We start from the raw sequence: 25303 nt of genomic DNA, 5'->3' as shown, positions 1-25303 counted from the left end.
GCTATTGCTGGTCCGATTCTGCCAGGTCATCTTGGTCCTGGCCCAGGAGCGATAATTCCAACAATGCGTATCGGTGCTCAACAAAGTTATGAACGTTGTTGGCCACCGCCAGTTTGAACAGAGCCGTGGCGCTGTCCAAATCCCCCAGACTTAGGTAATACTTACCTAAATAGAAGTTGGTTTCACTGAGATGCTCAGCGAGCGAGGTGTTATCCGTTGCGTCCGCCTTGAGCCTTTCCATCAGCGTTGCTTCGCTAATGTCGCCCAGGTAGAACTCGACAATGTTCCATCCCCATTGCTCTTTATCCGATTTTTCGAAGCGTGCTTTTAACGCTTCTTTCGCCTGCTTCTCATTAAGCTTCTGCTCAACAAGATACAGCCACAGGCTGCGGTAAGGATCATTGGGATCGTCTTGATAAAACGCCAGCAGATCATCTTGCGCTAACTTATCACGGCCGCCGTAATACAATGCGATACCGCGGTTTAAGTGCGCGTAGTTGTAAGTTGGATCAAGCTCTAGTACAGAATCAAACGCTTCATAGGCAGCATCAAAATTGCCTGCCTGCGTTAAATAAATGCCTAAGTAATTGAATACTTCAGGCATATCCGGTCTGATTGCCAGTGCTTGTGAAAAATCATTTCGCGCTAATGCCCTCAAACCAAGACTATCATACAACACTCCGCGCTCATATAAAAGCTGTGCGCGTTCGTCATCGGTTAAAGCCCGACTGGCAAGAATCTGTTCCATACGCGCCAGAATCACTTCCTGCTGTAAAGTCGGTTGCAATGGTACTGCGAGGACTTCACTTTTACGCCAGGCGGAATTACTGCATCCTGCAAGCGTAAGTGCTGTCGCAACGAAACACCAGCGCAAAAAAGGCTTCATTTCCCACTCCCGAAGACAACGATTGAATGAACGTCCTGTTCCCCGGTGGCTCAACAAGGCGTCCAGCCAGGTCTAAAGCCCTCCGCACTGCGGAGGGCAAAAGGCTACCTTACTCGGCCTGTTCGCTCGCCGGAGCTTCCGGCGCAGCCGCAGGTTGAGACTGCTCGGTTGCTTCTTTAATGCTCAGACGTACACGGCCCTGGCGGTCAACTTCCAGAACCTTAACCGGGACTTCCTGACCCATCTGCAGATAATCGGTCACTTTCTCTACACGCTTATCCGCGATTTGAGAGATGTGAACCAGACCTTCTTTACCGCCGCCGATGGCAACAAACGCGCCAAAGTCAACGATACGGGTCACTTTACCATTGTAGATACGGCCGACTTCGATCTCTGCGGTGATCTCTTCGATACGACGGATAGCGTATTTCGCTTTTTCACCGTCGGTCGCCGCGATCTTCACAGTACCGTCATCTTCAATTTCGATGGTGGTGCCGGTCTCTTCAGTCAGCGCGCGGATCACAGAACCGCCTTTACCGATCACGTCTTTGATCTTGTCCGTGCTGATCTTGATGGTATGGATACGCGGCGCAAATTCAGAGATATCGCCGCGCGGCGCGTTGATCGCCTGTTCCATCACGCCCAGGATGTGCAGACGCGCACCTTTAGCCTGGTTCAACGCAACCTGCATGATCTCTTTGGTGATACCTTCAATTTTGATATCCATCTGCAGCGCAGAGATACCGTCGCGGGAACCCGCCACTTTGAAGTCCATATCGCCCAGGTGATCTTCGTCGCCCAGAATGTCAGACAGTACAACGTAGTTGTCGCCTTCTTTCACCAGACCCATAGCGATACCTGCTACGGCGGCTTTAATTGGCACGCCAGCGTCCATCAGCGCCAGAGAAGCGCCGCACACGGAAGCCATAGAAGAAGAACCGTTGGATTCGGTGATTTCAGACACCACGCGAACGGTGTACGGGAATTTATCCATGTCCGGCATCACTGCCAGCACGCCGCGCTTCGCCAGACGACCGTGACCAATTTCACGACGCTTCGGAGAACCGACCATGCCGGTTTCGCCTACGGAGTACGGAGGGAAGTTGTAGTGGAACAGGAAGCTGTCAGTACGCTCGCCCATCAGTTCATCAAGCACCTGCGCGTCACGGGCAGTACCCAGAGTTGCGGTAACCAGCGCCTGCGTTTCACCACGGGTAAACAGAGCGGAACCGTGAGTACGCGGCAGTACGCCAGTGCGCACGTCCAGACCACGGATCATGTCTTTTTCACGGCCATCAATACGCGGCTCGCCTGCCAGTACGCGGCTACGCACCACGTTTTTCTCGATAGCGTGCAGGATTTCGCCCAGCTCGTTAGCATCCAGAGTTTCATCTTCTGCAATAAGCTGCTCGATGGTTTCGGATTTGATTACGTCAACCTGAGCATAGCGCTCTTGTTTATCGGTGATGCGGTACGCGTCGCTCAGACGAGATTCAGCCAGCGCAGCAACACGCGCGTTCAACGCGTCGTTGACGGCTTCCGGCTGCCAGTCCCAACGCGGTTTACCGGCTTCTTTCACCAGATCGTTGATCGCCTGGATAACAACCTGCTGCTGCTCGTGACCGAATACCACCGCGCCCAGCATAGTGTCTTCGCTCAGCAGTTCAGCTTCGGATTCCACCATCAGCACAGCCGCTTCGGTACCGGCAACCACCAGGTCCAGCTTGCTTTCTTTCAGCTCGTCCTGGGTTGGGTTCAGCACGTACTGGTCATTGATGTAACCTACGCGCGCCGCGCCGATTGGGCCGTTGAACGGAATGCCGGACAGCGACAGCGCAGCGGATGCGCCGATCATGGCAACGATGTCTGGGTTAACCTGCGGGTTAACGGAAACGACGGTCGCAATAACCTGCACTTCGTTAACGAAGCCTTCCGGGAACAGCGGACGAACCGGGCGGTCAATCAGACGCGCAATCAGGGTTTCGCCTTCGCTTGGACGGCCTTCACGACGGAAGAAGCTGCCCGGGATACGACCAGCAGCGTAGGTACGCTCCTGATAGTTAACGGTCAGTGGGAAGAAGTCCTGGCCTGGCTTGGCTTTTTTCTGGCCGACAACGGTAACGAATACGGCGGTGTCATCCATGCTTACCATAACAGCGGCAGTGGCCTGACGCGCCATCATGCCAGTTTCCAGCGTAACGGTATGCTGACCGTACTGGAATTTACGAACGATCGGATTAAGCAAAATAATATCCTTTCCAATTTTTGACGGCATAATACGCGCCGTCGTTAATACCCGATCTTCTGCGCATCCTCGCGACTAATGACAACCCTAACCCTGATATGGGTAAAGCCTCTCATTAGCCGCGCGAACCTCTGCAACGGAAGATCATTCATAGCAACAATACATTAGTTTCCAGCGAATTGCTGCCATCTGCTGGAAAAAAGGGGCCATGAAGGCCCCCTCTTTCTGAAACTCGAAAGAATTAGCGACGCAGACCCAGACGCTCAATCAGCGCGGTGTAGCGTGCAACATCTTTACGTTTCAGGTAGTCGAGCAGTTTACGACGCTGAGAAACCATACGCAGCAGACCACGACGGCTGTGGTGATCTTTTTTATGCTCTGCAAAGTGACCCTGCAGGTGGTTAATCTGTGCAGTCAACAGAGCAACCTGAACATCGGTAGAACCGGTGTCGTTTGCGTCACGACCGAACTCAGAAACGATTTTAGCTGTAGCTTCAGTACTTAGAGACATTTCAAAACTCCAAAGTATTTAAGAATGAGAGGACGCCGATCTCTAATTCAGCGATCCCAGTGTACGCCGCGTAAACTGTTAAATAATTTACGCGACGTTAAGCGGCGGTATTCTACTCGCAGCGCTCTCTTATCGCAAGACGAAGCGACATTACGCTGGGTACTCTACTACCAGCCGACGAGGCGCGACACGGCCTTCGTCGTCAATTTCGCCCATACCGATAAATTTATCGTCTTCACCTTCCGTCACACGAACCAGTCCCTTCAACGGCGCGCCCGCGGTACGAACCGGGTTGCCATTTTTGAAGTATACCGAAGATGTTAACGGCAGATTAACAACAGGATAGTCCGAAGCTGGACTGTCCATTGGCATCAATAATGGATCGAGCAACTGCGCCGCCGGAACGCCCTGCTGTTCCGCCTGTGCTACCAGCGTCTGCAAATGCTCCAGCGTCACCATTCGCTCAATCGGATACTTGCTGACCGTCAGACGACGCAGGTACGTTACGTGCGCGCCACAGCCCAGTTTCTCACCTAAATCATCAACAATGGTACGAATATAGGTGCCTTTGGAGCAGTGAACTTCCAGCTCCAGCTCGTTACCTTCATGGCGAATAAACAGCAGCTCATAGACGGTAATCGGGCGGGCTTCGCGCGGCACTTCGATACCCTGGCGGGCATATTCGTACAGCTTCTTGCCCTGATACTTCAGCGCCGAATACATCGAGGGAATCTGTTCGATATCCCCACGAAAGGTCTCCAGCGCGCTCGCAAGCTGCTCAGCGCTGAAAGTCACCGGACGCTCCTGCACGATTTGACCATCGGCGTCAGAGGTATCCGTGCGCTGCCCCAGACGGGCAATAACACGATAGCGTTTGTCAGAATCCAGCAGGTACTGCGAAAATTTTGTCGCTTCGCCGAGGCAAATCGGCAACATGCCGGTCGCCAGCGGGTCCAGCGCGCCGGTATGCCCGGCGCGGTTGGCATTGTAGATGCGCTTAACTTTCTGCAGCACGTCATTGCTGGACATACCCTGCGGCTTATCCAGCAGCAGAACGCCGTGAATGTCGCGGCCACGACGACGAGGACGACTCATCAGTCCTCCTTGCTGTCGTCCGGGTTCACACGACGTTCTTCGTCATGTTTCACCACGTTAGTCACCAGGTTGGACATACGCATCCCTTCCACCAGCGAGTTGTCGTAGAAGAAGGTCAGTTCCGGTACGATGCGCAGACGCATCGCTTTACCCAGCAAGCTGCGGATGAAACCAGACGCTTCCTGCAACGCTTTGATGCCCGCTTTTACTGCGTCTTCATCTTTGTCGTTCAAAAAGGTGACAAACACTTTGGCATAGGCCAGGTCACGGGACATTTCGACACCGGAGACGGTAGTCATCATGCCCAGGCGCGGGTCTTTAATTTCGCGCTGCAGGATGATTGCGATCTCTTTTTGCATCTCTTGCGCTACGCGCTGAGGGCGACCAAATTCTTTCGCCATAATAAATTCTCCAGAATAAAGACAAAAAAGGGGCCATAAGCCCCTTTTTAAATTTCTTGCCGGGTGGCGCTTCGCTTACCCGGCCTACGCCTAATCATCTTCTAAGGATTTTGGATTGCAACAAGGCGGCAAGCTCGTAAATCCCCGGGAGCATAGATAACTATGTGACCGGGGTGAGCGAGCGCAGCCAACGCCGTTGCGGCCCAAAAGACGACGAAGATTAAGCGATGGTACGTTGGATCTCGATGATTTCGAACACTTCAATCATATCGCCAACGCGAACGTCGTTGTAGTTCTTCACGCCGATACCACATTCCATGCCGTTACGGACTTCGTTAACGTCATCTTTGAAGCGGCGCAGGGATTCCAGCTCGCCTTCATAGATAACCACGTTGTCACGCAGAACGCGGATTGGGTTATGGCGTTTAATCGTACCTTCGGTAACCATACAGCCCGCGATCGCGCCGAATTTCGGCGATTTGAACACATCGCGCACTTCAGCCAGACCGATAATCTGCTGTTTCAGTTCCGGAGACAGCATACCGCTCATCGCCGCTTTCACTTCGTCGATCAGGTTATAGATGACGGAGTAGTAACGCAGATCCAGGCTTTCAGATTCGATCACTTTACGCGCAGAGGCATCGGCACGAACGTTGAAGCCCACCAGAATGGCGTTGGACGCCGCAGCCAGGGTCGCGTCGGTTTCGGTGATACCACCTACGCCAGAACCGATGATCTTCACTTTCACTTCGTCGGTAGACAGTTTCAGCAAGGAGTCGGAGATCGCTTCCACAGAACCCTGTACGTCGGCCTTCAGCACGATGTTCACTTCGTGAACTTCGCCTTCGGTCATATTGGCGAACATGTTCTCGAGTTTAGATTTCTGCTGACGAGCCAGTTTAACTTCACGGAATTTACCCTGACGATACAGAGCAACTTCACGCGCTTTCTTCTCGTCACGAACCACGGTCACTTCGTCACCGGCAGCCGGAACGCCGGACAGGCCGAGGATTTCCACCGGAATGGACGGACCCGCTTCCAGCACTTCCTGACCCAGTTCGTTACGCATCGCACGCACGCGGCCGTATTCGAAGCCACACAGCACGATATCGCCCTTATGCAGCGTACCTTCGCGTACCAGAACGGTAGCCACCGGACCACGACCTTTATCCAGGAAGGATTCGATCACCGCGCCGCTCGCCATACCTTTGCGTACCGCTTTCAGTTCCAGAACTTCGGCCTGCAGCAGGATAGCATCAAGCAGTTCGTCAATACCGGTACCCGCTTTCGCAGACACGTGAACGAACTGGCTTTCACCGCCCCACTCTTCCGGCAGAATGCCGTACTGGGACAGTTCGTTCTTAACGCGATCCGGATCGGCTTCCGGCTTATCGATTTTGTTCACCGCAACCACGACCGGCACACCTGCCGCTTTCGCGTGCTGGATAGCTTCGATAGTCTGCGGCATCACGCCGTCGTCTGCCGCTACCACCAGAACCACGATATCCGTTGCCTGGGCGCCGCGAGCACGCATAGAAGTAAACGCGGCGTGACCCGGGGTATCCAGGAAGGTGATCATCCCGTTGTCAGTTTCAACGTGGTAAGCACCGATGTGCTGGGTAATGCCGCCCGCTTCGCCAGAGGCTACTTTCGTGGAACGAATGTAGTCCAGCAGAGAGGTTTTACCGTGGTCAACGTGACCCATGATGGTCACAACCGGTGCGCGCGGTTCAGCCGCAGCGCCGGTATCACGGTCGCTCATTACCGCTTCTTCCAGTTCGTTTTCACGACGCAGGATAACTTTGTGGCCCATCTCTTCGGCAACCAGCTGTGCGGTTTCCTGGTCGATGACCTGGTTGATGGTGGCCATGGCGCCCAGCTTCATCATCGCTTTGATGACCTGAGAACCTTTCACCGCCATCTTGTTCGCCAGTTCGCCAACGGTGATGGTTTCACCGATCACCACGTCGCGGTTAACGGCCTGAGCGGGCTTCTGGAAGCCTTGCTGTAAAGAAGACCCTTTACGCTTGCCGCCTTTACCGCCGCGAACCGCAGCACGCGCTTCTTCGCGATCGGCTTTGGATTCGGCATGTTTGCCTTTTTTCGCCGGACGCGCCGCTTTTGCATTACGGCCACGACCACGACCGCCTTCAACTTCACGATCATTTTCGTCTTCGGCCTGGCGCGCGTGCTGAGAAGTGGTGACATGATAGTCACTGGTGTCTTCTACTGGCTCAGGCGTTGCGGTCCATTTGTTTTCTTCCGCCATGCGGCGAGCTTCTTCTGCTACACGACGCGCTTCTTCTTCGAGTTTGCGACGTGCTTCTTCTTCCGCTTTACGCTTCAGCTCTGCAGCTTCATTCTCACGGCGGGCTTTTTCGGCCTGGGCGGTTTTGGTCATATCGTCAGTCTGTTGATTGCTCACTTTGTCTTTTTCCGCAGCTTCACGTTTCGCTTTTTCAGCGGCTTCACGCTTAGCTTGTTCTGCGGCCTCGCGTTCAGCTTTTTGTTGCGCCTCGCGTTTGGCCTGTTCTTCTGCCTCACGACGGGCTTGCTCTTCCGCTTCACGCTGCGCCTGCTCTTCCGCGGCCAGGCGTTCAGCCTCTTGCGGATCGCGTTTCACAAAGGTGCGCTTCTTGCGGACTTCGATTTGTACCGATTTACTTTTTCCACCGGTACCTGGAATGTTCAGGGTGCTGCGCGTCTTACGCTGCAGCGTCAGTTTATCGGGACCAGAAACCGCTTCGCGGTTCAGGTGCGCCAGTAAAGTCTGTTTTTCTTGTGCGGACACATAGTCGTCAGCAGATTTCCGGATACCTGCATCAGCAAACTGCTGTACCAGGCGATCCACGGAAACCTGTCTCTCTGCGGCCAGCGCTTTTAGGGTTACATCTGTCATGCTGTTCCTTCCTGCTACAGTTTATTACGCTTCGTCGCCGAACCAGCAAATATTACGGGCAGCCATAATCAGCTCACCGGCTTTTTCGTCGGTCAACCCTTCGATATCAGCCAGATCATCAATGCCCTGGTCGGCGAGATCTTCCAGCGTACAAACACCACGAGCCGCCAGTTTGAAAGCCATATCACGATCTAATCCTTCCAGATTCAGCAGATCGTCAGCCGGTTTGTTATCACCGAGGCTTGCTTCCTGGTCCTGCGCCAGAGTGGCCAGTGCGTTTTTAGCACGCTCGCGCAGTGCTTCAACGGTCGGCTCATCAAGGCCGTCAATTTCCAGCAGTTCTTTCATTGGCACATAGGCCAGTTCTTCGAGCGTGGAGAAACCTTCTTCTACCAGAACGGTCGCGAACTCTTCATCAATATCAAGATATTTAGTAAAGATCTCGATAGCGGCATGTGCTTCAGCCTGATGTTTAGCCTGCAAGTCATCAACGGTCATTACGTTGAGTTCCCAGCCGCTCAATTGCGAAGCCAGGCGGACGTTCTGACCATTACGTCCGATCGCCTGCGCCAGATTACCGGCTTCAACGGCGATATCCATGGTATGTTTATCTTCGTCCACCACGATAGACGCGACGTCTGCCGGCGCCATCGCATTAATGACGAACTGCGCCGGGTTATCATCCCACAGCACGATATCGATACGCTCACCGCCCAGTTCGGTAGAGACCGCCTGAACGCGCGCGCCGCGCATCCCCACGCAAGCGCCGACCGGATCGATACGTTTATCGTTGGTTTTCACTGCGATTTTCGCACGAGAACCCGGATCGCGAGCCGCCGCTTTAATTTCAATCACTTCTTCGCCGATTTCCGGCACTTCGATGCGGAACAGTTCGATCAGCATTTCCGGCTTGGAACGGGTGACGAACAGCTGCGCGCCACGCGCTTCCGGGCGAACAGCGTACAGCACGCCGCGAATACGGTCGCCAGGGCGGAAGTTTTCGCGCGGCAGCATATCTTCACGCAGAATCACCGCTTCAGCGTTACCGGCCATCCCTTCGGATTTAATTTCCAGAGAGATATTGTCGCGGTTCACTTTCTTCACCACGCCAGTGACGATTTCGCCTTCCTGGTCGCGGAACTGATCGACAACCATCGCGCGTTCAGCTTCACGGACCTTCTGTACGATAACCTGTTTCGCAGTCTGCGTGGTGATACGGTCAAAGGTGACAGATTCAATCTGATCTTCAACATAGTCGCCGACATTCAGGCTTTCGTCTTCAAAACGCGCCGCTTCCAGCGTAATTTCCTTCGTCGGCATGGTCACTTCTTCAACGATCAACCAACGACGGAAAGTATCAAAATCACCGCTTTTACGATCGATTTCTACACGAACATCGATCTCCTGCTCATATTTTTTCTTTGTTGCTGTCGCCAGCGCACTTTCCAGCGCTTCAAAAATTTTTTCGCGTGGCAGCGCTTTTTCGTTGGAGACGGCTTCAACAACAGCCAAAATTTCTTTGTTCATCGCGGGCTTTTCACCTCATCCAGACTGTTAAAAGTGGGGAACCAGGTTCGCCTTCTGGATATTACTCAGCGCGAACACTTCATCTTTGCCTTCGACTGTGACGGTAATCATTTCACCGTCCACCGCTTTGATAATGCCCTGCCACTTGCGACGGTTCTGTACCGCCATGCGAAGAACCAGCGCGACTTCTTCACCCTGGAAACGCGCATAATGATCGGCAGTGAACATAGGACGGTCGAGACCCGGTGACGAGACTTCAAGGTTGTAAGCCACGGAGATAGGATCTTCAACGTCCAGCACCGCGCTTACCTGGTGGCTCACATCAGCACAATCATCAACATTGATGCCATCTTCACTATCAATATAGATGCGCAGTGTGGATGTGCGACCGCGAATAAATTCGATGCCGACCAGCTCGTAGCCTAAGGCTTCAACTGGCGCTGTAATCATCTCTGTTAATTTTTGCTCTAATGTGGACAAGCCCACCCCCAAGACATAAAAAAAGGGCCTAAAGCCCAGTTATTCTGTAGTCAGATAACAAAAAACCCCGATAAATCGGGGCTTTAGATAACTGAACCCTATAACCGCAACGGCGGTCTGGTGTACCTTCCGAAAGAATTTTTTTCAAATCCAGCTACGAAGGACATAATCTTCACAGTATATTTGAAAAAGAACTCTAAGGGAAAGTGGTTGCGGGGGCCGGATTTGAACCGACGACCTTCGGGTTATGAGCCCGACGAGCTACCAGGCTGCTCCACCCCGCGCCTGAAACGTGGCAAATTCTACTCGTTTTGGGCAAAATTTGCAAATACTGCTGGGATTTGGTACCGAGGACGGGACGTAAAATCTGCGCACAGTATAGTGACCAGGCATGAGTTATGTCAACCCTATTCCCAATATGCAGATGAATGAATACCACTCTTCGTTATACTCATCCCACCTCTCCGGCTTATACATGCATTTCACAACGTTATTTCAGTAAACCTTCACTAAACGCTTCCTGTCTCTGCTAAAAGATGATTAAATGAAAACTCATTTATTTTGCATAAAAATGCACTAAAGCAGAAACCGATCTCATTATCAGTCAATCAAGCAGGGTTCTATTCTATGACGACGATTCTTAAGCATCTTCCAGCAGGTCAACGTATTGGTATCGCTTTTTCCGGCGGTCTGGACACCAGCGCCGCGCTGCTGTGGATGCGACAAAAAGGAGCTGTCCCATATGCTTATACTGCGAATCTGGGACAACCGGATGAGGATGACTATGACGCCATTCCTCGTCGCGCAATGGAGTATGGCGCAGAGAATGCTCGCCTGATTGATTGCCGCAAGCAGTTGGTTGCAGAAGGGATCGCAGCGATTCAGTGCGGCGCTTTCCATAATACGACTGGCGGACTGACCTATTTCAATACCACGCCGCTGGGCCGTGCCGTAACCGGCACGATGCTGGTCGCCGCGATGAAAGAAGACGGCGTGAATATCTGGGGCGACGGCAGTACCTATAAAGGCAACGATATTGAACGTTTCTATCGTTATGGCCTGCTGACCAACGCCGAGCTGCAGATTTACAAGCCGTGGCTCGATACCGACTTTATCGACGAGCTGGGCGGCCGTCATGAGATGTCTGAATTTATGATCGCCTGCGGCTTCGACTACAAAATGTCCGTCGAAAAAGCCTACTCCACCGACTCCAACATGTTGGGCGCGACGCACGAAGCGAAAGACCTCGAGTTCCTGAACTCCAGCGTCAAGATCGTCACCCCGATTATGGGCGTGAAGTTCTGGGACGAGAGCGTGAAGATCCCGGCAGAAGAAGTGACCGTCCGCTTCGAGCAGGGCCACCCTGTAGCCCTGAACGGCAAAACCTTCAGCGATGATGTTGAGATGATGCTGGAAGCGAACCGCATCGGCGGCCGTCACGGTCTGGGCATGAGCGACCAGATCGAAAACCGCATCATTGAAGCAAAAAGCCGCGGTATTTATGAAGCCCCCGGAATGGCACTGCTGCACATCGCTTACGAGCGTCTGTTGACCGGTATTCACAACGAAGACACCATTGAGCAATATCACTCTCATGGTCGTCAGCTGGGCAAACTGCTGTATCAGGGCCGCTGGTTCGACTCGCAGGCGCTGATGCTGCGTGATGGCCTGCAACGTTGGGTCGCCAGCCAGATTACCGGTGAAGTGACGTTGGAGCTGCGTCGCGGCAACGACTACTCCATCCTGAACACCGTGTCAGACAACCTGACCTATAAGGCTGAGCGTCTGACCATGGAGAAAGGCGAGTCCGTATTCTCACCGGACGATCGTATTGGCCAGTTGACCATGCGTAATCTGGACATTACCGATACCCGCGAGAAACTGTTCGGCTACGCGAAAGCGGGTCTGTTAACCGCCTCTTCCGCGACCGGTCTGCCGCAGGTTGAGAATCTGGAAAACAAAGCGAAGTAAACATTTATCATTTTAAGGCCGCGAAAGCGGCCTTTTTTATGCGCGGAATATATGGTGTCTGTAGGCCTGATAAACGTAGCGCCATCATGGGTTGTAATAATGTCGGATGGCGGCGTAAACGCCTTATCCGACCTACAGACAACCACAAATAACAGACGAAAAAAAAGACGCTTTTCAGCGTCTCTTTTCTGGAATATTGGTACCGAGGACGGGACTTGAACCCGTAAGCCCTATTGGGCACTACCACCTCAAGGTAGCGTGTCTACCAATTCCACCACCTCGGCACGGATACTGCTATTAGCGCGGGATATCGCTGGTCGGCTGGGCCGGTGCAGCAGGTTGAGTCTGCTCGGTCTTCGCCGGCGCGCTCAGATTTTCCCACTCGCTTCCTTTATTGGTTTTGTTGCTATTGATATTACCCAACACCAGACTGATGATGAAGAACAGCGTCGCCAATACCGCCGTCATTCGGGTCATGAAGTTACCAGAACCACTTGAACCAAATAGCGTAGCGGAAGCGCCTGCTCCGAAGGAGGCTCCCATATCAGCGCCTTTACCTTGCTGCAGCATGATCAGACCTACAAGGCCAATTGCCACAATAAGGAAAACAACTAAAAGAGCTTCGTACATAATCAACCTGTTCCTTGCGGAGTTGCCGCGTACCAATGCTTCTACCAATAAAGCGGGATTTTTACTGTTTCCCACTGAAGCGGGTGTGAATACTAACCAAAGCGAATGACCTTCGCAAGGGCAATTTAAGCGCATTGTATCAACTGCGGAAAAAAACAGCAAAAGCGTTGTTTTTTGCGGGCCGTAAGGCGGCAACCGCCGCCTTTTTAGTCACTTAAACGCTTAAACGGCTTTTACCGCATCCGCGATACGATGGGCGAATGCCGTAACCTGCGCTTCATCCTCGCCTTCCACCATCACGCGAATCAACGGTTCGGTACCGGATTTACGTAGCAGTACCCGCCCACGATTGCCGAGCGTGGCTTCTACGTCCGCCGTTACCGCTTTCACCGCTTCATTTTCCAGCGGATCGCCGCTACCGGCGGTGTAACGCACGTTAACCAGAATCTGCGGGAACATTTTCATACCGCTGCACAGATCGTGCAGACTCATATGATTACGCACCATCGCCGCCAGAACTTGTAGCCCCGCTACAATACCGTCGCCAGTGGTCGTTTTATCCAGCAGAATAACGTGACCAGAGTTTTCCGCGCCGATGCGCCAGCCTTTTTCCTGCAATTTTTCCAGCACGTAGCGGTCGCCCACTTTCGCCCGGGCAAACGGAATGCCAAGCTGCTTGAGCGCCAGCTCCAGCCCCATATTGCTCATCAGCGTCCCCACCGCGCCGCCGCGCAGTTGCCCCTGGCGCAGCCCTTCGCGCGCGATGATATACATGATCTGATCGCCATCGACTTTATTGCCTTCATGGTCAACCATGATGACCCGGTCGCCGTCGCCGTCAAGCGCGATGCCGAGGTCCGCCTTCTCCGCCAACACGCGCGCCTGCAACGCGCGCACGTCGGTCGCGCCCACTTCTTCGTTAATGTTGACGCCGTTTGGCTCACAGCCGATGGCGATAACGGTCGCGCCCAGCTCGCGCAGCACATTCGGCGCGATATGGTAGGTAGCGCCGTTGGCGCAATCCACAACCACTTTCAGGCCGTTGAGGCTCAGTTCGTTCGGGAAGGTGCCTTTACAGAACTCAATATAGCGCCCGGCGGCATCGACGATGCGGCTCGCTTTCCCCAGCTCGGCGGAGTCTACGCAGGTGATCTCTTTTTCCATTTCGGCTTCGATGGCTTCTTCCACATCGTCAGGCAGTTTCGTACCGTCGATAGAGAAGAATTTAATGCCGTTATCATAGAACGGGTTATGCGAAGCCGAGATAACGATACCCGCCTCCGCGCGGAAAGTCCGCGTCAGATAGGCGACGGCTGGCGTTGGCATAGGTCCGGTAAACGAGGCCGACAGCCCCGCAGCGGCAAGGCCCGCCTCCAGCGCGGACTCCAGCATATAGCCGGAAATACGCGTATCTTTACCGATAATGATTTTACGCGAGCCATGACGCGCCAGCACTTTTCCGGCAGCCCAACCCAGTTTAAGCACGAAATCAGGTGTAATGGGGGCATTGCCTACACGTCCGCGAATCCCATCGGTACCGAAATATTTACGATTACTCATAGCGTTTGTTTTCCTTTGCAGACAGAGTGGCTTCTACCACCCGCATCGCCTCTACGGTTTCTTTGACGTCATGGACGCGAATGATCTGCGCGCCCTGCATCGCGGCAATTACCGCGCACGCAAGGCTGCCGTTCAGACGGTCTGATGGTCCCACGTTAAGTAACTGACCAACCATCGTTTTACGTGACATGCCCACCAGCAGCGGCAGGTTAAAATGATGAAACTCACCCAGTCGCGCCAGTAAGGTATAATTGTGAGAGAGATTTTTACCGAAACCGAATCCTGGGTCGAGCAACAATTTCTCTTTTGCGATGCCGGCCTTCTCACAACGTGCTATTTGCTCAATAAAGTAGCGATTCACCTCGGCAAAGACATCGTCATATTTCGGCGCCTCCTGCATGGTTTTGGGGTTGCCCTGCATGTGCATAAGACTGACCGGCAAGCCGGTTTCCGCTGCCGCTTCCAACGCGCCGGGCTCGGAGAGCGAACGGACATCATTGATAATATGCGCGCCCGCCCTTGCCGCTTCACGGATCACCTCGGGTTTAGAGGTATCCACAGAAATCCACACTTCAAAACGTTGCGCGATTGCTTCCAGTACCGGAATAACGCGATCCAGCTCTTCTTCCACGCTCACTTCTGCCGCGCCTGGTCGCGTTGATTCCCCCCCCACATCAATAATTGTCGCCCCGGCATTCACCATTAAATTCGCATGTTTCACCGCCTCAATCAGCGTGTTATGCGCACCGCCGTCTGAGAACGAATCCGGCGTTACGTTCAGGATACCCATAACATGCGGATGAGTGAGATCGAGCGTGGTGCCCTGAGCGAAGAGTTTCATGGTCAAAATCCCTGTTTTATTTATGGTGAGTTAAAAAAGAAAAACCCCGGGGCAAGCCCCAGGGTTTCGGTGAGCGCTAAACATAATGTTGTACAACAAACGCTTATTTGTCGCCCAGCTGCTCTGACATCGTGTTGCCCGGGTTCGGCGTGCGTGGTTCATCAACCGGACGCGGCGCCTGAGGCGTACCATTGCTGTCAGAGTTATTGGTGCCGTTTGGATCTTCCCAGCCCGCAGGCGGACGCACTTCACGACGCGCCATCAGGTCATCAATCTGCGGCGCATCGATGGTTTCATATTTCATCAGCGCATCTTTCATCGCGTGCAGAATATCCATATTGTCAGTCAGGATCTGACGAGCGCGATTGTAGTTACGTTCAATCAGCGCTTTCACTTCCTGGTCGATGATACGCGCAGTTTCATCAGACATATGTTTCGCTTTTGCGACGCTACGGCCGAGGAACACTTCGCCCTCTTCTTCCGCGTACAGCAACGGACCGAGTTTCTCCGAGAAGCCCCACTGGGTGACCATGTTACGCGCCAGGTTAGTCGCGACTTTAATGTCGTTCGACGCGCCGGTAGAAACATGCTCAACGCCGTAGATAATCTCTTCCGCCAGACGGCCACCGTACAGCGTGCTGATTTGGCTTTCCAGCTTCTGACGGCTGGCGCTGATCGCGTCGCCTTCAGGCAGGAAGAAGGTCACGCCCAGCGCACGACCACGCGGGATAATCGTCACTTTGTGCACCGGATCGTGTTCCGGCACCAGGCGACCGATAATCGCGTGGCCCGCTTCGTGGTACGCGGTCGACTCTTTCTGCGCTTCCGTCATCACCATGGAGCGACGTTCGGCGCCCATCATGATTTTGTCTTTCGCTTTCTCGAACTCAACCATCGACACAACGCGCTTGTTACCACGAGCCGCAAACAGCGCCGCTTCGTTGACCAGGTTCGCCAGGTCAGCACCGGAGAAGCCCGGCGTACCGCGCGCAATGATCGCCGCATCAATGTCCGTCGCTAACGGTACGCGACGCATATGCACCTTCAGAATCTGCTCACGACCGCGAACATCCGGCAGGCCTACCACCACCTGACGGTCAAAACGGCCTGGACGCAGCAGCGCCGGGTCCAGAACGTCCGGACGGTTAGTTGCGGCGATAACGATGATACCTTCGTTACCTTCGAAGCCGTCCATCTCAACCAGCATCTGGTTCAACGTCTGCTCACGTTCATCGTGACCGCCGCCCAGACCAGCGCCACGCTGGCGACCTACGGCGTCGATTTCATCGATGAAGATAATGCACGGCGCCGCTTTCTTGGCCTGTTCGAACATGTCACGCACACGAGACGCGCCGACACCGACGAACATTTCCACAAAGTCAGAACCGGAAATCGTAAAGAACGGCACCTTCGCTTCACCCGCAATGGCTTTTGCCAGCAGGGTTTTACCGGTACCCGGCGGGCCGACCATCAGGACGCCTTTCGGAATTTTACCGCCCAGCTTCTGGAAACGGCTCGGTTCACGCAGGTATTCGACCAGTTCCGCCACTTCTTCTTTCGCTTCGTCACAACCCGCGACGTCAGCAAACGTGGTTTTGATCTGATCTTCCGTCAGCATACGCGCCTTGCTCTTACCGAACGACATGGCGCCTTTGCCACCGCCGCCCTGCATCTGACGCATGAAGAAGATCCAGACGCCGATCAGCAACAGCATCGGGAACCAGGAAATGAAGATAGAAGCCAGCAGGCTTGGCTCTTCAGGTGGTTCGCCAACAACCTTGACGTTTTTAGTCAGCAGGTTATCAAGCAGCTTCGGATCATTAATCGGAATGTAAGTCGTGTAACGGTTACTATCTTTCTTGGTAACGTTGATCTCACGTCCGTTGATACGCGCTTCGCGAACCTGGTCCTGATTGACCTCTTGCAGGAAGGTAGAGTAATCCACCTTACGGCCATTAGACTCGCTGGGCCCAAAGCTCTGGAATACTGACATCAGCACAACGGCAATGACCAGCCAGAGTATTAGGTTTTTCGCCATGTCACTCAAGGGATTAACCTCTTATTACAACTGTGTTAAAAACAGCGTCAGGATACTCTATATCCAGTTTCTTTCAAACCTTACGTCTGAAATCTGCCGGTTATCACTTTCGCCCGGTCGCTACAATGTACACTTCACGCGAACGCGCACGCGAAGAGTCCGGCTTACGAACTTTAACCTTCGTAAACAGGGAGCGAATTTCCCTTAGATACTCATCGAAACCTTCGCCCTGGAACACCTTCACTACAAAACTTCCGCCTGGCGCCAGCACATCGCGGCACATCTCTAACGCCAGCTCCACCAGATACATGGCGCGGGGGATATCCACCGCCGGTGTTCCGCTCATGTTTGGTGCCATATCCGACATGACAACTTGTACTTTACTGTCACCCACGCGTTCCAGTAACGCTTTCATGACAAGTTCATCACGAAAATCGCCCTGAAGAAAGTCCACACCAACGATAGGATCCATAGGTAAAAGATCACAAGCGATGATGCGGCCTTTGCCGCCAATCTGCGTGACCACATACTGTGACCAGCCTCCTGGCGCAGCGCCGAGATCGACTACCGTCATTCCCGGCTTAAAAAGTTTGTCACTTTGCTGTATTTCATCAAGTTTAAACCAGGCACGGGAGCGTAGCCCCTTTTTCTGCGCCTGTTGAACATATTTATCGCTAAAGTGTTCCTGAAGCCAGCGGCTTGAGCTGGCAGAACGCTTTTTACCTGTCATTTAACTTTCCCGTCGGGGCAGTTCATCGTAGCCAATGGCGTAAATTTCTACACGCCTATTTGGCGATATAAGGGAGATGGCGGTAGAATGACCCGTTTTCAATCCCAACGTAAGCAAAAATATACGATGAATCTGAGTACTAAACAAAAACAGCACCTAAAAGGTCTGGCACATCCGCTCAAGCCTGTTGTTATGCTTGGCAATAATGGTTTGACCGAAGGGGTACTGGCCGAGATTGAACAAGCGTTAGAGCACCATGAACTTATCAAGGTGAAAATCGCCTCGGAAGATCGCGAAACAAAAACCTTGATCGTGGACGCTATCGTGCGCGAAACCGGCGCCTGTAACGTACAGGTCATCGGTAAAACGCTGGTGCTGTATCGCCCAACTAAAGAGCGTAAAATCTCGCTGCCGCGTTAAGGATATCCTAAAGTCGAACACAAAATCTGTGTAAAACGAGGGGTTTTCCACGAGCAGGAGAGCAAAATGCCACGCTCTCTCCGTTGATAAAAGGCCGCTATGCGGCCTTTTTCCTTTCTTTACAATACACCAACAATTTGCGTATTGAGTACTGCTTAAAGGTATTCCACTTTAAGCACTTCGTATTCCACATCGCCGCCAGGCGTTTTGATCACCACGACGTCATCCTGCTCTTTGCCGATCAGACCGCGAGCGATTGGCGAGTTTACCGAAATGAGATTTTGCTTAAAATCCGCCTCATCATCGCCAACAATGCGGTAGGTCTGCTCTTCGTCGGTGTCCAGGTTCAGCACCGTGACGGTAGCGCCGAAAATCACGCGGCCATTGTTTGGCATTTTGGTGACATCAATCACCTGCGCATTCGACAGTTTTGCTTCGATATCTTTAATGCGCCCTTCGCAGAAACCCTGCTGTTCGCGTGCAGCATGATACTCCGCGTTTTCTTTTAAATCGCCATGTTCGCGCGCTTCGGCGATAGCGGCGATGATTTCAGGACGGCGCACAGATTTCAGAAAATCCAGCTCTTCGCGCAGTTTTTCGGCTCCGCGTAAGGTCATCGGAATAGCTTGCATTTGTTATACCTCTTGAACATTCCTGTAGGGGGCAATGAACTCTACCCCGGCTGCTAAGCCAGCCCCGGCATATGCCATACCAGGGTCAGAAGCAAAAAAACACCAACCCGGGCGCGCAGTCCCAGGTCAGCTACAATTTCCTCTTTGATAACCATTTTACCCTGGAGTTCCCTATGGGTCATCGTTTACTTTTTAGGGCGTTGCGCCGTAGTATGACGGCTTGTTTCCAGGGTGTTAGCGCGAGATTATGCGATTTTCCAGATTTATCATCGGATTGACCACCAGTATAGCGTTCAGCGTTCAGGCCGCGAATATTGACGAATACATCAAACAGCTTCCGGCCGGCGCCAACCTCGCGCTGATGGTGCAAAAGATTGGCGCGCCCGCGCCGGCTATTGATTATCATAGTCAGCAGATGGCGCTTCCCGCCAGTACCCAAAAGGTGATTACCGCGCTGGCGGCGCTGATTCAACTCGGCCCGGATTTCCGTTTTACGACCACGCTGGAGACTAAAGGCAACGTCGATAACGGCATCCTGAAAGGTGACTTAATTGCGCGCTTCGGTGGCGATCCAACGCTAAGACGTCAGGATATTCGCAATATGGTCGCGACGCTGAAAAAGTCAGGCGTCACGCAAATCGACGGTAATGTGCTTATCGATACGTCGATTTTCGCCAGCCACGATAAAGCGCCAGGCTGGCCGTGGAACGACCTGACGCAGTGTTTCAGCGCGCCTCCCGCCGCCGCCATTGTTGACCGCAACTGTTTTTCTGTGTCGCTTTATAGCGCGCAAAAACCAAACGATTTAGCCTTTATTCGCGTGGCCTCTTATTATCCGGTAACGATGTTCAGCCAGGTACGGACTCTGCCGCGCGGTTCGGCAGACGCGCAGTATTGCGAGCTGGATGTTGTGCCTGGCGATTTGAACCGTTATACGCTTACCGGCTGTTTACCACAGCGCGCCGACCCGCTGCCGCTGGCCTTTGCTATTCAGGACGGCGCCAGCTACGCGGGCGCGATCCTCAAGCAGGAACTGAAAGAGGCCGGGATAACTTACCGCGGCACGCTGCTGCGCCAGACGCAGGTTAACGAGCCCGGAACGATCGTCGCCAGTAAACAGTCGGCGCCACTGCACGATCTGCTTAAGATTATGCTGAAAAAGTCAGACAACATGATTGCTGATACTGTTTTTCGGATGATTGGTCATGTCAGGTTTAACGTGCCTGGCACCTGGCGGGCGGGATCGGATGCCGTTCGCCAGATCCTGCGCCAACAGGCGGGAATTGATATCGGCAATACCATTATTGCCGACGGTTCCGGTCTTTCTCGCCATAATCTGATCGCTCCCGCCACGATGATGCAGGTGCTGCAATATATCGCCCAACACGATAACGAGCTGAACTTTATCTCTATGCTGCCGCTGGCGGGCTATGATGGTTCATTACAATACCGCGCCGGGCTGCATCAGGCGGGCGTAGACGGTAAGGTTTCAGCGAAAACCGGGTCACTGCAGGGCGTGTATAATCTGGCGGGCTTTATTACCACCGCAAGCGGGCAACGGATGGCATTTGTACAGTATTTGTCCGGCTACGCGGTTCCACCTGCCGATCAGCGTAATCGACGTATTCCGCTGGTACGCTTCGAGAGTCGATTGTACAAGGATATTTATCAGAATAACTGAGTGCATTATTGCCGGATGGCGGCGCTAACGCGTCTTATCCGGCCTACAACGAACATAATAAAACGGGCCGCAAATGCGGCCCGTTGGCTTTTATAGGCCGGATAAGCGTAAGCGCCATCCGGCTACGAGATTAACGTTTGTAGATGAACTCGACGCCTTCTTCGTCGTCTTCATCCCAGTCGTCATCCCAGTCATCGTCTGCGTCTTCTTCCACTTCAGCCAACTGCTGGCGATGATAATCGTCCCACATGAACTCGACTTTTTCCGGCTGTTTTGCTTCTTCAGCCTGCGCGATCGGATTCTCGATGATAAAGGTCATCACATCCCAGCAGAGATCTTTCACCCCTAGCTGACTGGCAGCGGAAATCAGATAGTATTTCCCTTCCCAGCCCAACGCTTCGGCGATCGCTTTCGCTTTCTCTTCCGCTTCGGTTTTATCCATCAGATCGATCTTGTTGAACACTAACCAGCGCGGTTTAGCCGCCAGATCCTGGCTGTATTTTTCCAGTTCGCCAATAATGATACGGGCGTTTTCCACCGGATCGGAACCGTCGATCGGATCGATATCAATGAGGTGCAGCAGTACGCGGCAACGTTCGAGGTGCTTCAGGAAGCGAATCCCCAGGCCTGCGCCTTCCGCCGCGCCTTCGATCAACCCCGGAATGTCGGCCACCACAAAACTCTTTTCGCTGTCCATACGTACCACGCCCAGGCTCGGCACCAGCGTGGTAAACGGATAGTCCGCGACTTTCGGTTTTGCTGCCGATACCGCGCGAATGAACGTTGATTTACCGGCGTTTGGCATCCCCAGCATCCCGACATCCGCCAGCAGCATCAGTTCCAGCAGCAGGTCGCGCTTATCGCCCGGCGTACCATTGGTTTTCTGGCGCGGCGTACGGTTAACCGAGGATTTAAAACGGGTATTGCCTAACCCATGCCAGCCGCCCTTCGCGACCAACAGACGCTGACCGTGTTTGGTCATGTCGCCCATCGTTTCACCGGTTCCCTGGTCGATAACGCGCGTACCGACCGGCACTTTGATGGTCACGTCTTTACCGCGTTTACCGGTACAGTCGCGGCTCGCGCCATTCTGACCACGTTCAGCGCGGAACGATTTTTCAAAGCGGTAATCGATCAGCGTATTCAGGTTTTCATCGGCTTCCATCCAGACGTCGCCGCCGTCGCCGCCATCACCGCCGTCCGGGCCGCCTTTCGGGATATATTTTTCGCGGCGGAAGCTCACACAGCCATTACCGCCATCGCCTGCAACGACCAGAATCGATGCTTCATCAACAAACTTCATTTTATTCTCCGTAAATCATTCGCCTGAGCGGGGTTGCGAAACCACCGTTTCATGCTTGCGTAAACCGCCCCAAATACGATGACCAATGGCGGAATACATCGCGCCCGCAACCACGACAAACGCACCGAGATAACCTAAAAGGTTTAACATCGGTCTGGCGAAGAAATCGGGCCAGGCCATAGATAAAAGATCTGAAAACAGCAGGGTAAATAGCGGTGTAAGCGTGATTATCGCGCTCACCTGCGCCGCCTGCCAACGCGCCATCGCTTCCGCCAGGGCGCCATATCCTACCAGCGTATTTAGCCCGCAGAAAATCAAACAGGCGAGCTGCCAGTCGTTCAGTTGCGCTATCACCATCGGTTTTGCCAGCGGCAAGAGCGCTATCGTACATAAAGTGTACAGTAAAAACAGGATCTGCTGCGAGGCCAGACGTCGCAATAATACTTTTTGCGCCACGCCATAGCTCACCCACACCATCGCCGCGCCTACGCCAAAAATAACGCCCCAGGTGTAGTCGGTCAGTCGGGTAAAAATCTCGATCAGACTGGTGTTAAAAAACATCACCAGCCCGCTCAATAACATCAGCGCGCCAATCACCTGCGTACCGCGCATCTTTTCTTTCAGAATAAAGACGCTGGCGACCATCATGCCAACCGGCGAGAGCTGGCCGATAACCTGCGACGCGGTTGGGCTTAAATATTGCAGGGAAGAACTGAACAAAATGAAATTACCGAACAGTCCGCAGGTCGCTATCGCCAATAACACCAACCAACGCGGCTTACGAAAAATACGCAGCGGCGGCAGCTTTCTTTTTACTGCCAGTATCGCCCCGAGGCCAATACTGGCCATTAAGAAGCGGTAGAAGACAATGGTTGAAGGCTCCATCACCTCCAGCACTTGCTTCATTGCTATTGGCAACGCTCCCCAGCACATCGAGGTAGTGAGCGCTAAAAGAATGCCAATGCCTGCCTGCTGCTTCATGCCGTGTTCCCTGCAAAGACCCGTTAACGGCATTCGCACAGCCACACGGGTATATTTTAGTCGGCCATCGAATGTAAAAAGCCCCGCAACAGGTGCGGGGCTTTCATCCGTTACCGGACCACAAAAAACTTACTCAGCAACGATGCTGATGTATTTACGGTTTTTCGGGCCTTTAACTTCGAATTTCACTTTACCGTCTGCTTTAGCAAACAGAGTGTGGTCACGACCGCAACCAACGTTGGTGCCAGCGTGGAATTTAGTACCACGTTGACGAACGATGATGCTGCCTGCCAGAACTGCTTCACCGCCAAAGCGTTTTACGCCCAGACGTTTAGCTTCAGAATCGCGACCGTTACGAGTCGAGCCGCCAGCCTTTTTATGTGCCATTTAATCTGCTCCCCTAATCTTAAGCGCTGATGCCGGTAATTTTCACATCAGTGAACCACTGACGATGGCCCTGCTGCTTACGGTAGTGTTTACGGCGACGAAACTTAACGATTTTAACTTTCTCGCCACGACCGTGGGCAACAACTTCAGCTTTGATTACGCCGCCATCAACGAAAGGAACGCCGATTTTGACTTCTTCACCGTTTGCGATCATCAGAACTTCAGCGAACTCGATAGTTTCGCCAGTTGCGATGTCCAGCTTTTCCAGGCGAACGGTCTGACCTTCGCTTACTCGGTGTTGTTTACCACCACTTTGGAAAACCGCGTACATAAAAAACTCCGCTTCCGCGCACACCTTTCAATGATTCAGAGCGCGCTATAAATATTCACAATAGGGCGCGAATATTACGCAAATTGCACGGCTTTGACAAGTGCTACCATCAATACATGAAGAAAAAAAACACAACGCATACGGTAACGTTTATCTGCGGCGTTTTTTCAGTACAATCAGGGTATATTTCTAACCATAAACCCTACGTTACCTCATTCAGACATGGGATAATCGGGGCGATAAGCCCGGCTTTTGCGATGAATTTAGAAAAAATCAACGAGTTAACCGCGCAAGATATGGCGGGTGTCAATGCGACAATCCTTGAACAGCTTAATTCCGACGTTCAACTGATTAATCAGCTAGGATATTACATTATTAGCGGCGGCGGAAAACGCATTCGTCCGATGATTGCCGTTCTTGCCGCACGCGCGGTGGGTTATCAGGGTAACGCGCACGTGACTATCGCCGCTCTGATCGAGTTTATCCACACGGCGACGCTGCTACATGATGATGTGGTGGATGAATCTGATATGCGTCGCGGCAAAGCGACGGCAAATGCCGCTTTCGGTAATGCCGCCAGCGTGTTGGTCGGCGACTTTATCTATACCCGCGCCTTCCAGATGATGACCAGCCTCGGCTCGTTAAAAGTGCTGGAAGTGATGTCGGAAGCGGTCAACGTGATTGCAGAAGGCGAAGTGCTGCAATTGATGAACGTGAATGACCCGGACATTACCGAAGAAAATTACATGCGGGTGATTTACAGTAAAACGGCCCGTCTGTTCGAAGCCGCCGCCCAGTGCTCCGGTATTCTTGCCGGTTGTACGCCTGAGCAAGAGAAAGGGTTGCAGGACTATGGCCGCTACCTTGGTACGGCTTTCCAGCTCATTGACGATCTGCTGGATTACAGTGCCGACGGCGAGCATCTCGGTAAAAATGTGGGTGATGACCTCAATGAGGGCAAACCTACCTTACCGTTGCTTCACGCCATGCGCCACGGTACGCCAGAACAGTCAGCGATGATCCGTACCGCTATTGAACAAGGCAATGGCCGTCATCTTCTGGAACCGGTTCTGGAAGCGATGACCACCTGCGGTTCGCTGGAATGGACGCGTCAGCGAGCGGAAGAAGAAGCCGACAAAGCGATATCCGCGTTGCAGATATTGCCGGATACTCCATGGCGTGAGGCGCTAATCGGTCTCGCACACATCGCGGTGCAGCGCGATCGTTAATGCCATTCTCTTATCCCGCGCACTGCGCGGGATATCCCATTAAGTTCTAATAAACTCCAGATACCCTATTGCCTGTCTTTTCGTATATTCATATACGGCTTCCCCTGGCATATTCTGAATATTGCCGCCACTTACATGAACTTTTTAGAACATTCCTTCACGAAGCGTTATAGTATCGAACGTCGTCGGGTTGTTAAAACCGTAAGTGATTAACCTAAGGAGTGATGGATGTATGGAAAGCAAGCTTATTGACTGGCATCCGGCCGATATCATTGCCGGACTACGTAAAAAAGGGACTTCAATGGCCGCTGAGTCACGTCGGAATGGATTGAGTTCATCCACGCTGGCCAATGCATTAACGCGCCCGTGGCCGAAAGGAGAGTTGATTATCGCGAAAGCATTGGGAACGGAACCCTGGGTTATTTGGCCATCGCGTTATCACGATCCGCGCACGCATGAGTTTATCGACAGAACGCGGCTTATGAGAGCGCGTAATAAAGACAAACAGAATGTAGAGTAAGCGCC

Annotated in this window: 23 protein-coding genes and 2 tRNA genes; 5 read left to right on the top strand and 20 right to left on the bottom strand. The window is 53.0% G+C overall.

Annotated elements, in window-relative coordinates:
- Position 1: 1 nt before the first annotated feature.
- The 9 genes from nlpI to ACLJPQ_RS18250 all read right to left on the bottom strand — a co-directional run bounded on the left by nlpI (position 2) and on the right by ACLJPQ_RS18250 (position 10328).
- The gene (nlpI, locus tag ACLJPQ_RS18290) at positions 2 to 886 is read right to left on the bottom strand and encodes a lipoprotein NlpI (RefSeq protein ID WP_000802069.1); all 885 of its coding nucleotides are present in this window, start codon (positions 884 to 886) and stop codon (positions 2 to 4) included.
- 109 nt (positions 887 to 995) lie between these two features.
- Positions 996 to 3131, bottom strand: coding sequence for a polyribonucleotide nucleotidyltransferase (gene pnp, locus ACLJPQ_RS18285; protein WP_001670767.1), 2136 nt, complete (start codon positions 3129 to 3131; stop codon positions 996 to 998).
- A 241-nt stretch (positions 3132 to 3372) separates the two neighbouring features.
- Positions 3373 to 3642: a 30S ribosomal protein S15 gene (gene rpsO, locus ACLJPQ_RS18280; protein WP_000059465.1), complete on the bottom strand. Its 270-nt coding sequence runs from the start codon at positions 3640 to 3642 to the stop codon at positions 3373 to 3375.
- A gap of 150 nt (positions 3643 to 3792) precedes the next feature.
- A complete protein-coding gene (gene truB / locus ACLJPQ_RS18275; RefSeq protein ID WP_080185126.1) occupies positions 3793 to 4737 on the bottom strand; it encodes a tRNA pseudouridine(55) synthase TruB in 945 nt (314 codons plus the stop codon).
- Positions 4737 to 5138, bottom strand: coding sequence for a 30S ribosome-binding factor RbfA (rbfA, locus tag ACLJPQ_RS18270; protein WP_001040199.1), 402 nt, complete (start codon positions 5136 to 5138; stop codon positions 4737 to 4739). Before rbfA ends, truB begins: the two co-directional genes overlap by 1 nt.
- A 220-nt stretch (positions 5139 to 5358) precedes the next feature.
- Positions 5359 to 8037, bottom strand: a complete 2679-nt coding sequence (infB, locus tag ACLJPQ_RS18265) for a translation initiation factor IF-2 (RefSeq protein WP_080185127.1) — start codon at positions 8035 to 8037, stop codon at positions 5359 to 5361.
- 24 nt (positions 8038 to 8061) lie between these two features.
- The gene (gene nusA, locus ACLJPQ_RS18260; RefSeq protein WP_001031038.1) at positions 8062 to 9564 is read right to left on the bottom strand and encodes a transcription termination factor NusA; all 1503 of its coding nucleotides are present in this window, start codon (positions 9562 to 9564) and stop codon (positions 8062 to 8064) included.
- A 27-nt stretch (positions 9565 to 9591) separates the two neighbouring features.
- Positions 9592 to 10044, bottom strand: coding sequence for a ribosome maturation factor RimP (gene rimP / locus ACLJPQ_RS18255; protein WP_000105461.1), 453 nt, complete (start codon positions 10042 to 10044; stop codon positions 9592 to 9594).
- A 207-nt stretch (positions 10045 to 10251) separates the two neighbouring features.
- Positions 10252 to 10328: transfer RNA gene (locus ACLJPQ_RS18250), tRNA-Met, on the bottom strand.
- A 343-nt stretch (positions 10329 to 10671) separates the two neighbouring features.
- Here ACLJPQ_RS18250 and argG point away from each other — a divergent pair.
- A complete protein-coding gene (gene argG, locus ACLJPQ_RS18245; RefSeq protein ID WP_161976242.1) occupies positions 10672 to 12015 on the top strand; it encodes an argininosuccinate synthase in 1344 nt (447 codons plus the stop codon).
- Between the two features lie 197 nt (positions 12016 to 12212).
- On the opposite strand, the gene ACLJPQ_RS18240 is transcribed toward argG, so the two are convergent.
- The 6 genes from ACLJPQ_RS18240 to rlmE all read right to left on the bottom strand — a co-directional run bounded on the left by ACLJPQ_RS18240 (position 12213) and on the right by rlmE (position 17814).
- Positions 12213 to 12299, bottom strand: a tRNA-Leu gene (locus ACLJPQ_RS18240).
- Positions 12300 to 12312: 13 nt separating this feature from the next.
- The gene (gene secG, locus ACLJPQ_RS18235; RefSeq protein WP_000272680.1) at positions 12313 to 12645 is read right to left on the bottom strand and encodes a preprotein translocase subunit SecG; all 333 of its coding nucleotides are present in this window, start codon (positions 12643 to 12645) and stop codon (positions 12313 to 12315) included.
- A 222-nt stretch (positions 12646 to 12867) separates the two neighbouring features.
- Positions 12868 to 14205, bottom strand: a complete 1338-nt coding sequence (glmM, locus tag ACLJPQ_RS18230; RefSeq protein WP_000071169.1) for a phosphoglucosamine mutase — start codon at positions 14203 to 14205, stop codon at positions 12868 to 12870.
- Positions 14198 to 15046: a dihydropteroate synthase gene (gene folP / locus ACLJPQ_RS18225; RefSeq protein WP_080185129.1), complete on the bottom strand. Its 849-nt coding sequence runs from the start codon at positions 15044 to 15046 to the stop codon at positions 14198 to 14200. The genes glmM and folP overlap by 8 nt, the downstream gene beginning before the upstream one ends.
- A 103-nt stretch (positions 15047 to 15149) precedes the next feature.
- A complete protein-coding gene (ftsH, locus tag ACLJPQ_RS18220) occupies positions 15150 to 17084 on the bottom strand; it encodes an ATP-dependent zinc metalloprotease FtsH (protein WP_001107481.1) in 1935 nt (644 codons plus the stop codon).
- A gap of 103 nt (positions 17085 to 17187) precedes the next feature.
- Positions 17188 to 17814 (bottom strand): 23S rRNA (uridine(2552)-2'-O)-methyltransferase RlmE, encoded by a 627-nt coding sequence (gene rlmE, locus ACLJPQ_RS18215; protein ID WP_000145974.1) that lies wholly within the window; start codon positions 17812 to 17814, stop codon positions 17188 to 17190.
- Between the two features lie 126 nt (positions 17815 to 17940).
- Here rlmE and yhbY point away from each other — a divergent pair, with 126 nt between their 5' ends.
- Positions 17941 to 18234 carry a ribosome assembly RNA-binding protein YhbY gene (yhbY, locus tag ACLJPQ_RS18210; protein WP_001592995.1) on the top strand — a complete coding sequence of 98 codons (294 nt, stop codon included), beginning with the start codon at positions 17941 to 17943 and terminating at the stop codon, positions 18232 to 18234.
- Positions 18235 to 18389: 155 nt separating this feature from the next.
- On the opposite strand, the gene greA is transcribed toward yhbY, so the two are convergent.
- Positions 18390 to 18866, bottom strand: coding sequence for a transcription elongation factor GreA (gene greA / locus ACLJPQ_RS18205; protein WP_001148008.1), 477 nt, complete (start codon positions 18864 to 18866; stop codon positions 18390 to 18392).
- 247 nt (positions 18867 to 19113) lie between these two features.
- Between greA and dacB the strand changes: the two genes are divergently transcribed.
- Positions 19114 to 20547 carry a serine-type D-Ala-D-Ala carboxypeptidase gene (gene dacB / locus ACLJPQ_RS18200; protein ID WP_001212675.1) on the top strand — a complete coding sequence of 478 codons (1434 nt, stop codon included), beginning with the start codon at positions 19114 to 19116 and terminating at the stop codon, positions 20545 to 20547.
- Between the two features lie 130 nt (positions 20548 to 20677).
- Here dacB and cgtA read toward each other — a convergent pair whose 3' ends face one another.
- The 4 genes from cgtA to rplU all read right to left on the bottom strand — a co-directional run bounded on the left by cgtA (position 20678) and on the right by rplU (position 23549).
- Positions 20678 to 21850 carry an Obg family GTPase CgtA gene (cgtA, locus tag ACLJPQ_RS18195; protein ID WP_000673556.1) on the bottom strand — a complete coding sequence of 391 codons (1173 nt, stop codon included), beginning with the start codon at positions 21848 to 21850 and terminating at the stop codon, positions 20678 to 20680.
- 15 nt (positions 21851 to 21865) lie between these two features.
- Positions 21866 to 22831 (bottom strand): DMT family transporter, encoded by a 966-nt coding sequence (locus ACLJPQ_RS18190; protein WP_080185130.1) that lies wholly within the window; start codon positions 22829 to 22831, stop codon positions 21866 to 21868.
- 129 nt (positions 22832 to 22960) lie between these two features.
- Positions 22961 to 23218: a 50S ribosomal protein L27 gene (gene rpmA, locus ACLJPQ_RS18185; protein ID WP_000940593.1), complete on the bottom strand. Its 258-nt coding sequence runs from the start codon at positions 23216 to 23218 to the stop codon at positions 22961 to 22963.
- A 19-nt stretch (positions 23219 to 23237) separates the two neighbouring features.
- Complete coding sequence (rplU, locus tag ACLJPQ_RS18180) at positions 23238 to 23549, bottom strand: 50S ribosomal protein L21 (RefSeq protein ID WP_000271396.1); 312 nt, start codon at positions 23547 to 23549, stop codon at positions 23238 to 23240.
- A gap of 257 nt (positions 23550 to 23806) precedes the next feature.
- On the opposite strand from rplU, the gene ispB reads away from it, so the two are divergent.
- Together ispB and sfsB are read left to right on the top strand one after the other, a co-directional pair.
- The gene (gene ispB, locus ACLJPQ_RS18175) at positions 23807 to 24778 is read left to right on the top strand and encodes an octaprenyl diphosphate synthase (RefSeq protein ID WP_001047354.1); all 972 of its coding nucleotides are present in this window, start codon (positions 23807 to 23809) and stop codon (positions 24776 to 24778) included.
- 232 nt (positions 24779 to 25010) lie between these two features.
- The gene (gene sfsB, locus ACLJPQ_RS18170; RefSeq protein ID WP_000444167.1) at positions 25011 to 25298 is read left to right on the top strand and encodes a DNA-binding transcriptional regulator SfsB; all 288 of its coding nucleotides are present in this window, start codon (positions 25011 to 25013) and stop codon (positions 25296 to 25298) included.
- The last annotated feature ends 5 nt before the right edge of the window (positions 25299 to 25303 follow it).

Source organism: Salmonella sp. SAL04213, assembly GCF_046550535.1.
Lineage (GTDB): Bacteria > Pseudomonadota > Gammaproteobacteria > Enterobacterales > Enterobacteriaceae > Salmonella > Salmonella enterica.
Note: the sequence above shows the minus strand (reverse complement) of the source record. Positions and strands in the feature narration are given on the sequence as shown.

Excerpts from the sequence above, each read along its gene's own strand:
- nusA (WP_001031038.1), bottom strand. The coding sequence starts at position 9,564 with ATGAACAAAGAAATTTTGGCTGTTGTTGAAGCCGTCTCCAACGAAAAA.
- yhbY (WP_001592995.1), top strand. The coding sequence starts at position 17,941 with ATGAATCTGAGTACTAAACAAAAACAGCACCTAAAAGGTCTGGCACAT.
- ftsH (WP_001107481.1), bottom strand. The coding sequence starts at position 17,084 with ATGGCGAAAAACCTAATACTCTGGCTGGTCATTGCCGTTGTGCTGATG.
- nlpI (WP_000802069.1), bottom strand. The coding sequence starts at position 886 with ATGAAGCCTTTTTTGCGCTGGTGTTTCGTTGCGACAGCACTTACGCTT.
- rplU (WP_000271396.1), bottom strand. The coding sequence starts at position 23,549 with ATGTACGCGGTTTTCCAAAGTGGTGGTAAACAACACCGAGTAAGCGAA.
- truB (WP_080185126.1), bottom strand. The coding sequence starts at position 4,737 with ATGAGTCGTCCTCGTCGTCGTGGCCGCGACATTCACGGCGTTCTGCTG.
- greA (WP_001148008.1), bottom strand. The coding sequence starts at position 18,866 with ATGCAAGCTATTCCGATGACCTTACGCGGAGCCGAAAAACTGCGCGAA.
- ispB (WP_001047354.1), top strand. The coding sequence starts at position 23,807 with ATGAATTTAGAAAAAATCAACGAGTTAACCGCGCAAGATATGGCGGGT.
- sfsB (WP_000444167.1), top strand. The coding sequence starts at position 25,011 with ATGGAAAGCAAGCTTATTGACTGGCATCCGGCCGATATCATTGCCGGA.
- rpsO (WP_000059465.1), bottom strand. The coding sequence starts at position 3,642 with ATGTCTCTAAGTACTGAAGCTACAGCTAAAATCGTTTCTGAGTTCGGT.
- ACLJPQ_RS18190 (WP_080185130.1), bottom strand. The coding sequence starts at position 22,831 with ATGAAGCAGCAGGCAGGCATTGGCATTCTTTTAGCGCTCACTACCTCG.
- infB (WP_080185127.1), bottom strand. The coding sequence starts at position 8,037 with ATGACAGATGTAACCCTAAAAGCGCTGGCCGCAGAGAGACAGGTTTCC.
- rlmE (WP_000145974.1), bottom strand. The coding sequence starts at position 17,814 with ATGACAGGTAAAAAGCGTTCTGCCAGCTCAAGCCGCTGGCTTCAGGAA.
- secG (WP_000272680.1), bottom strand. The coding sequence starts at position 12,645 with ATGTACGAAGCTCTTTTAGTTGTTTTCCTTATTGTGGCAATTGGCCTT.
- folP (WP_080185129.1), bottom strand. The coding sequence starts at position 15,046 with ATGAAACTCTTCGCTCAGGGCACCACGCTCGATCTCACTCATCCGCAT.
- argG (WP_161976242.1), top strand. The coding sequence starts at position 10,672 with ATGACGACGATTCTTAAGCATCTTCCAGCAGGTCAACGTATTGGTATC.
- glmM (WP_000071169.1), bottom strand. The coding sequence starts at position 14,205 with ATGAGTAATCGTAAATATTTCGGTACCGATGGGATTCGCGGACGTGTA.
- cgtA (WP_000673556.1), bottom strand. The coding sequence starts at position 21,850 with ATGAAGTTTGTTGATGAAGCATCGATTCTGGTCGTTGCAGGCGATGGC.
- rbfA (WP_001040199.1), bottom strand. The coding sequence starts at position 5,138 with ATGGCGAAAGAATTTGGTCGCCCTCAGCGCGTAGCGCAAGAGATGCAA.
- rpmA (WP_000940593.1), bottom strand. The coding sequence starts at position 23,218 with ATGGCACATAAAAAGGCTGGCGGCTCGACTCGTAACGGTCGCGATTCT.
- dacB (WP_001212675.1), top strand. The coding sequence starts at position 19,114 with ATGCGATTTTCCAGATTTATCATCGGATTGACCACCAGTATAGCGTTC.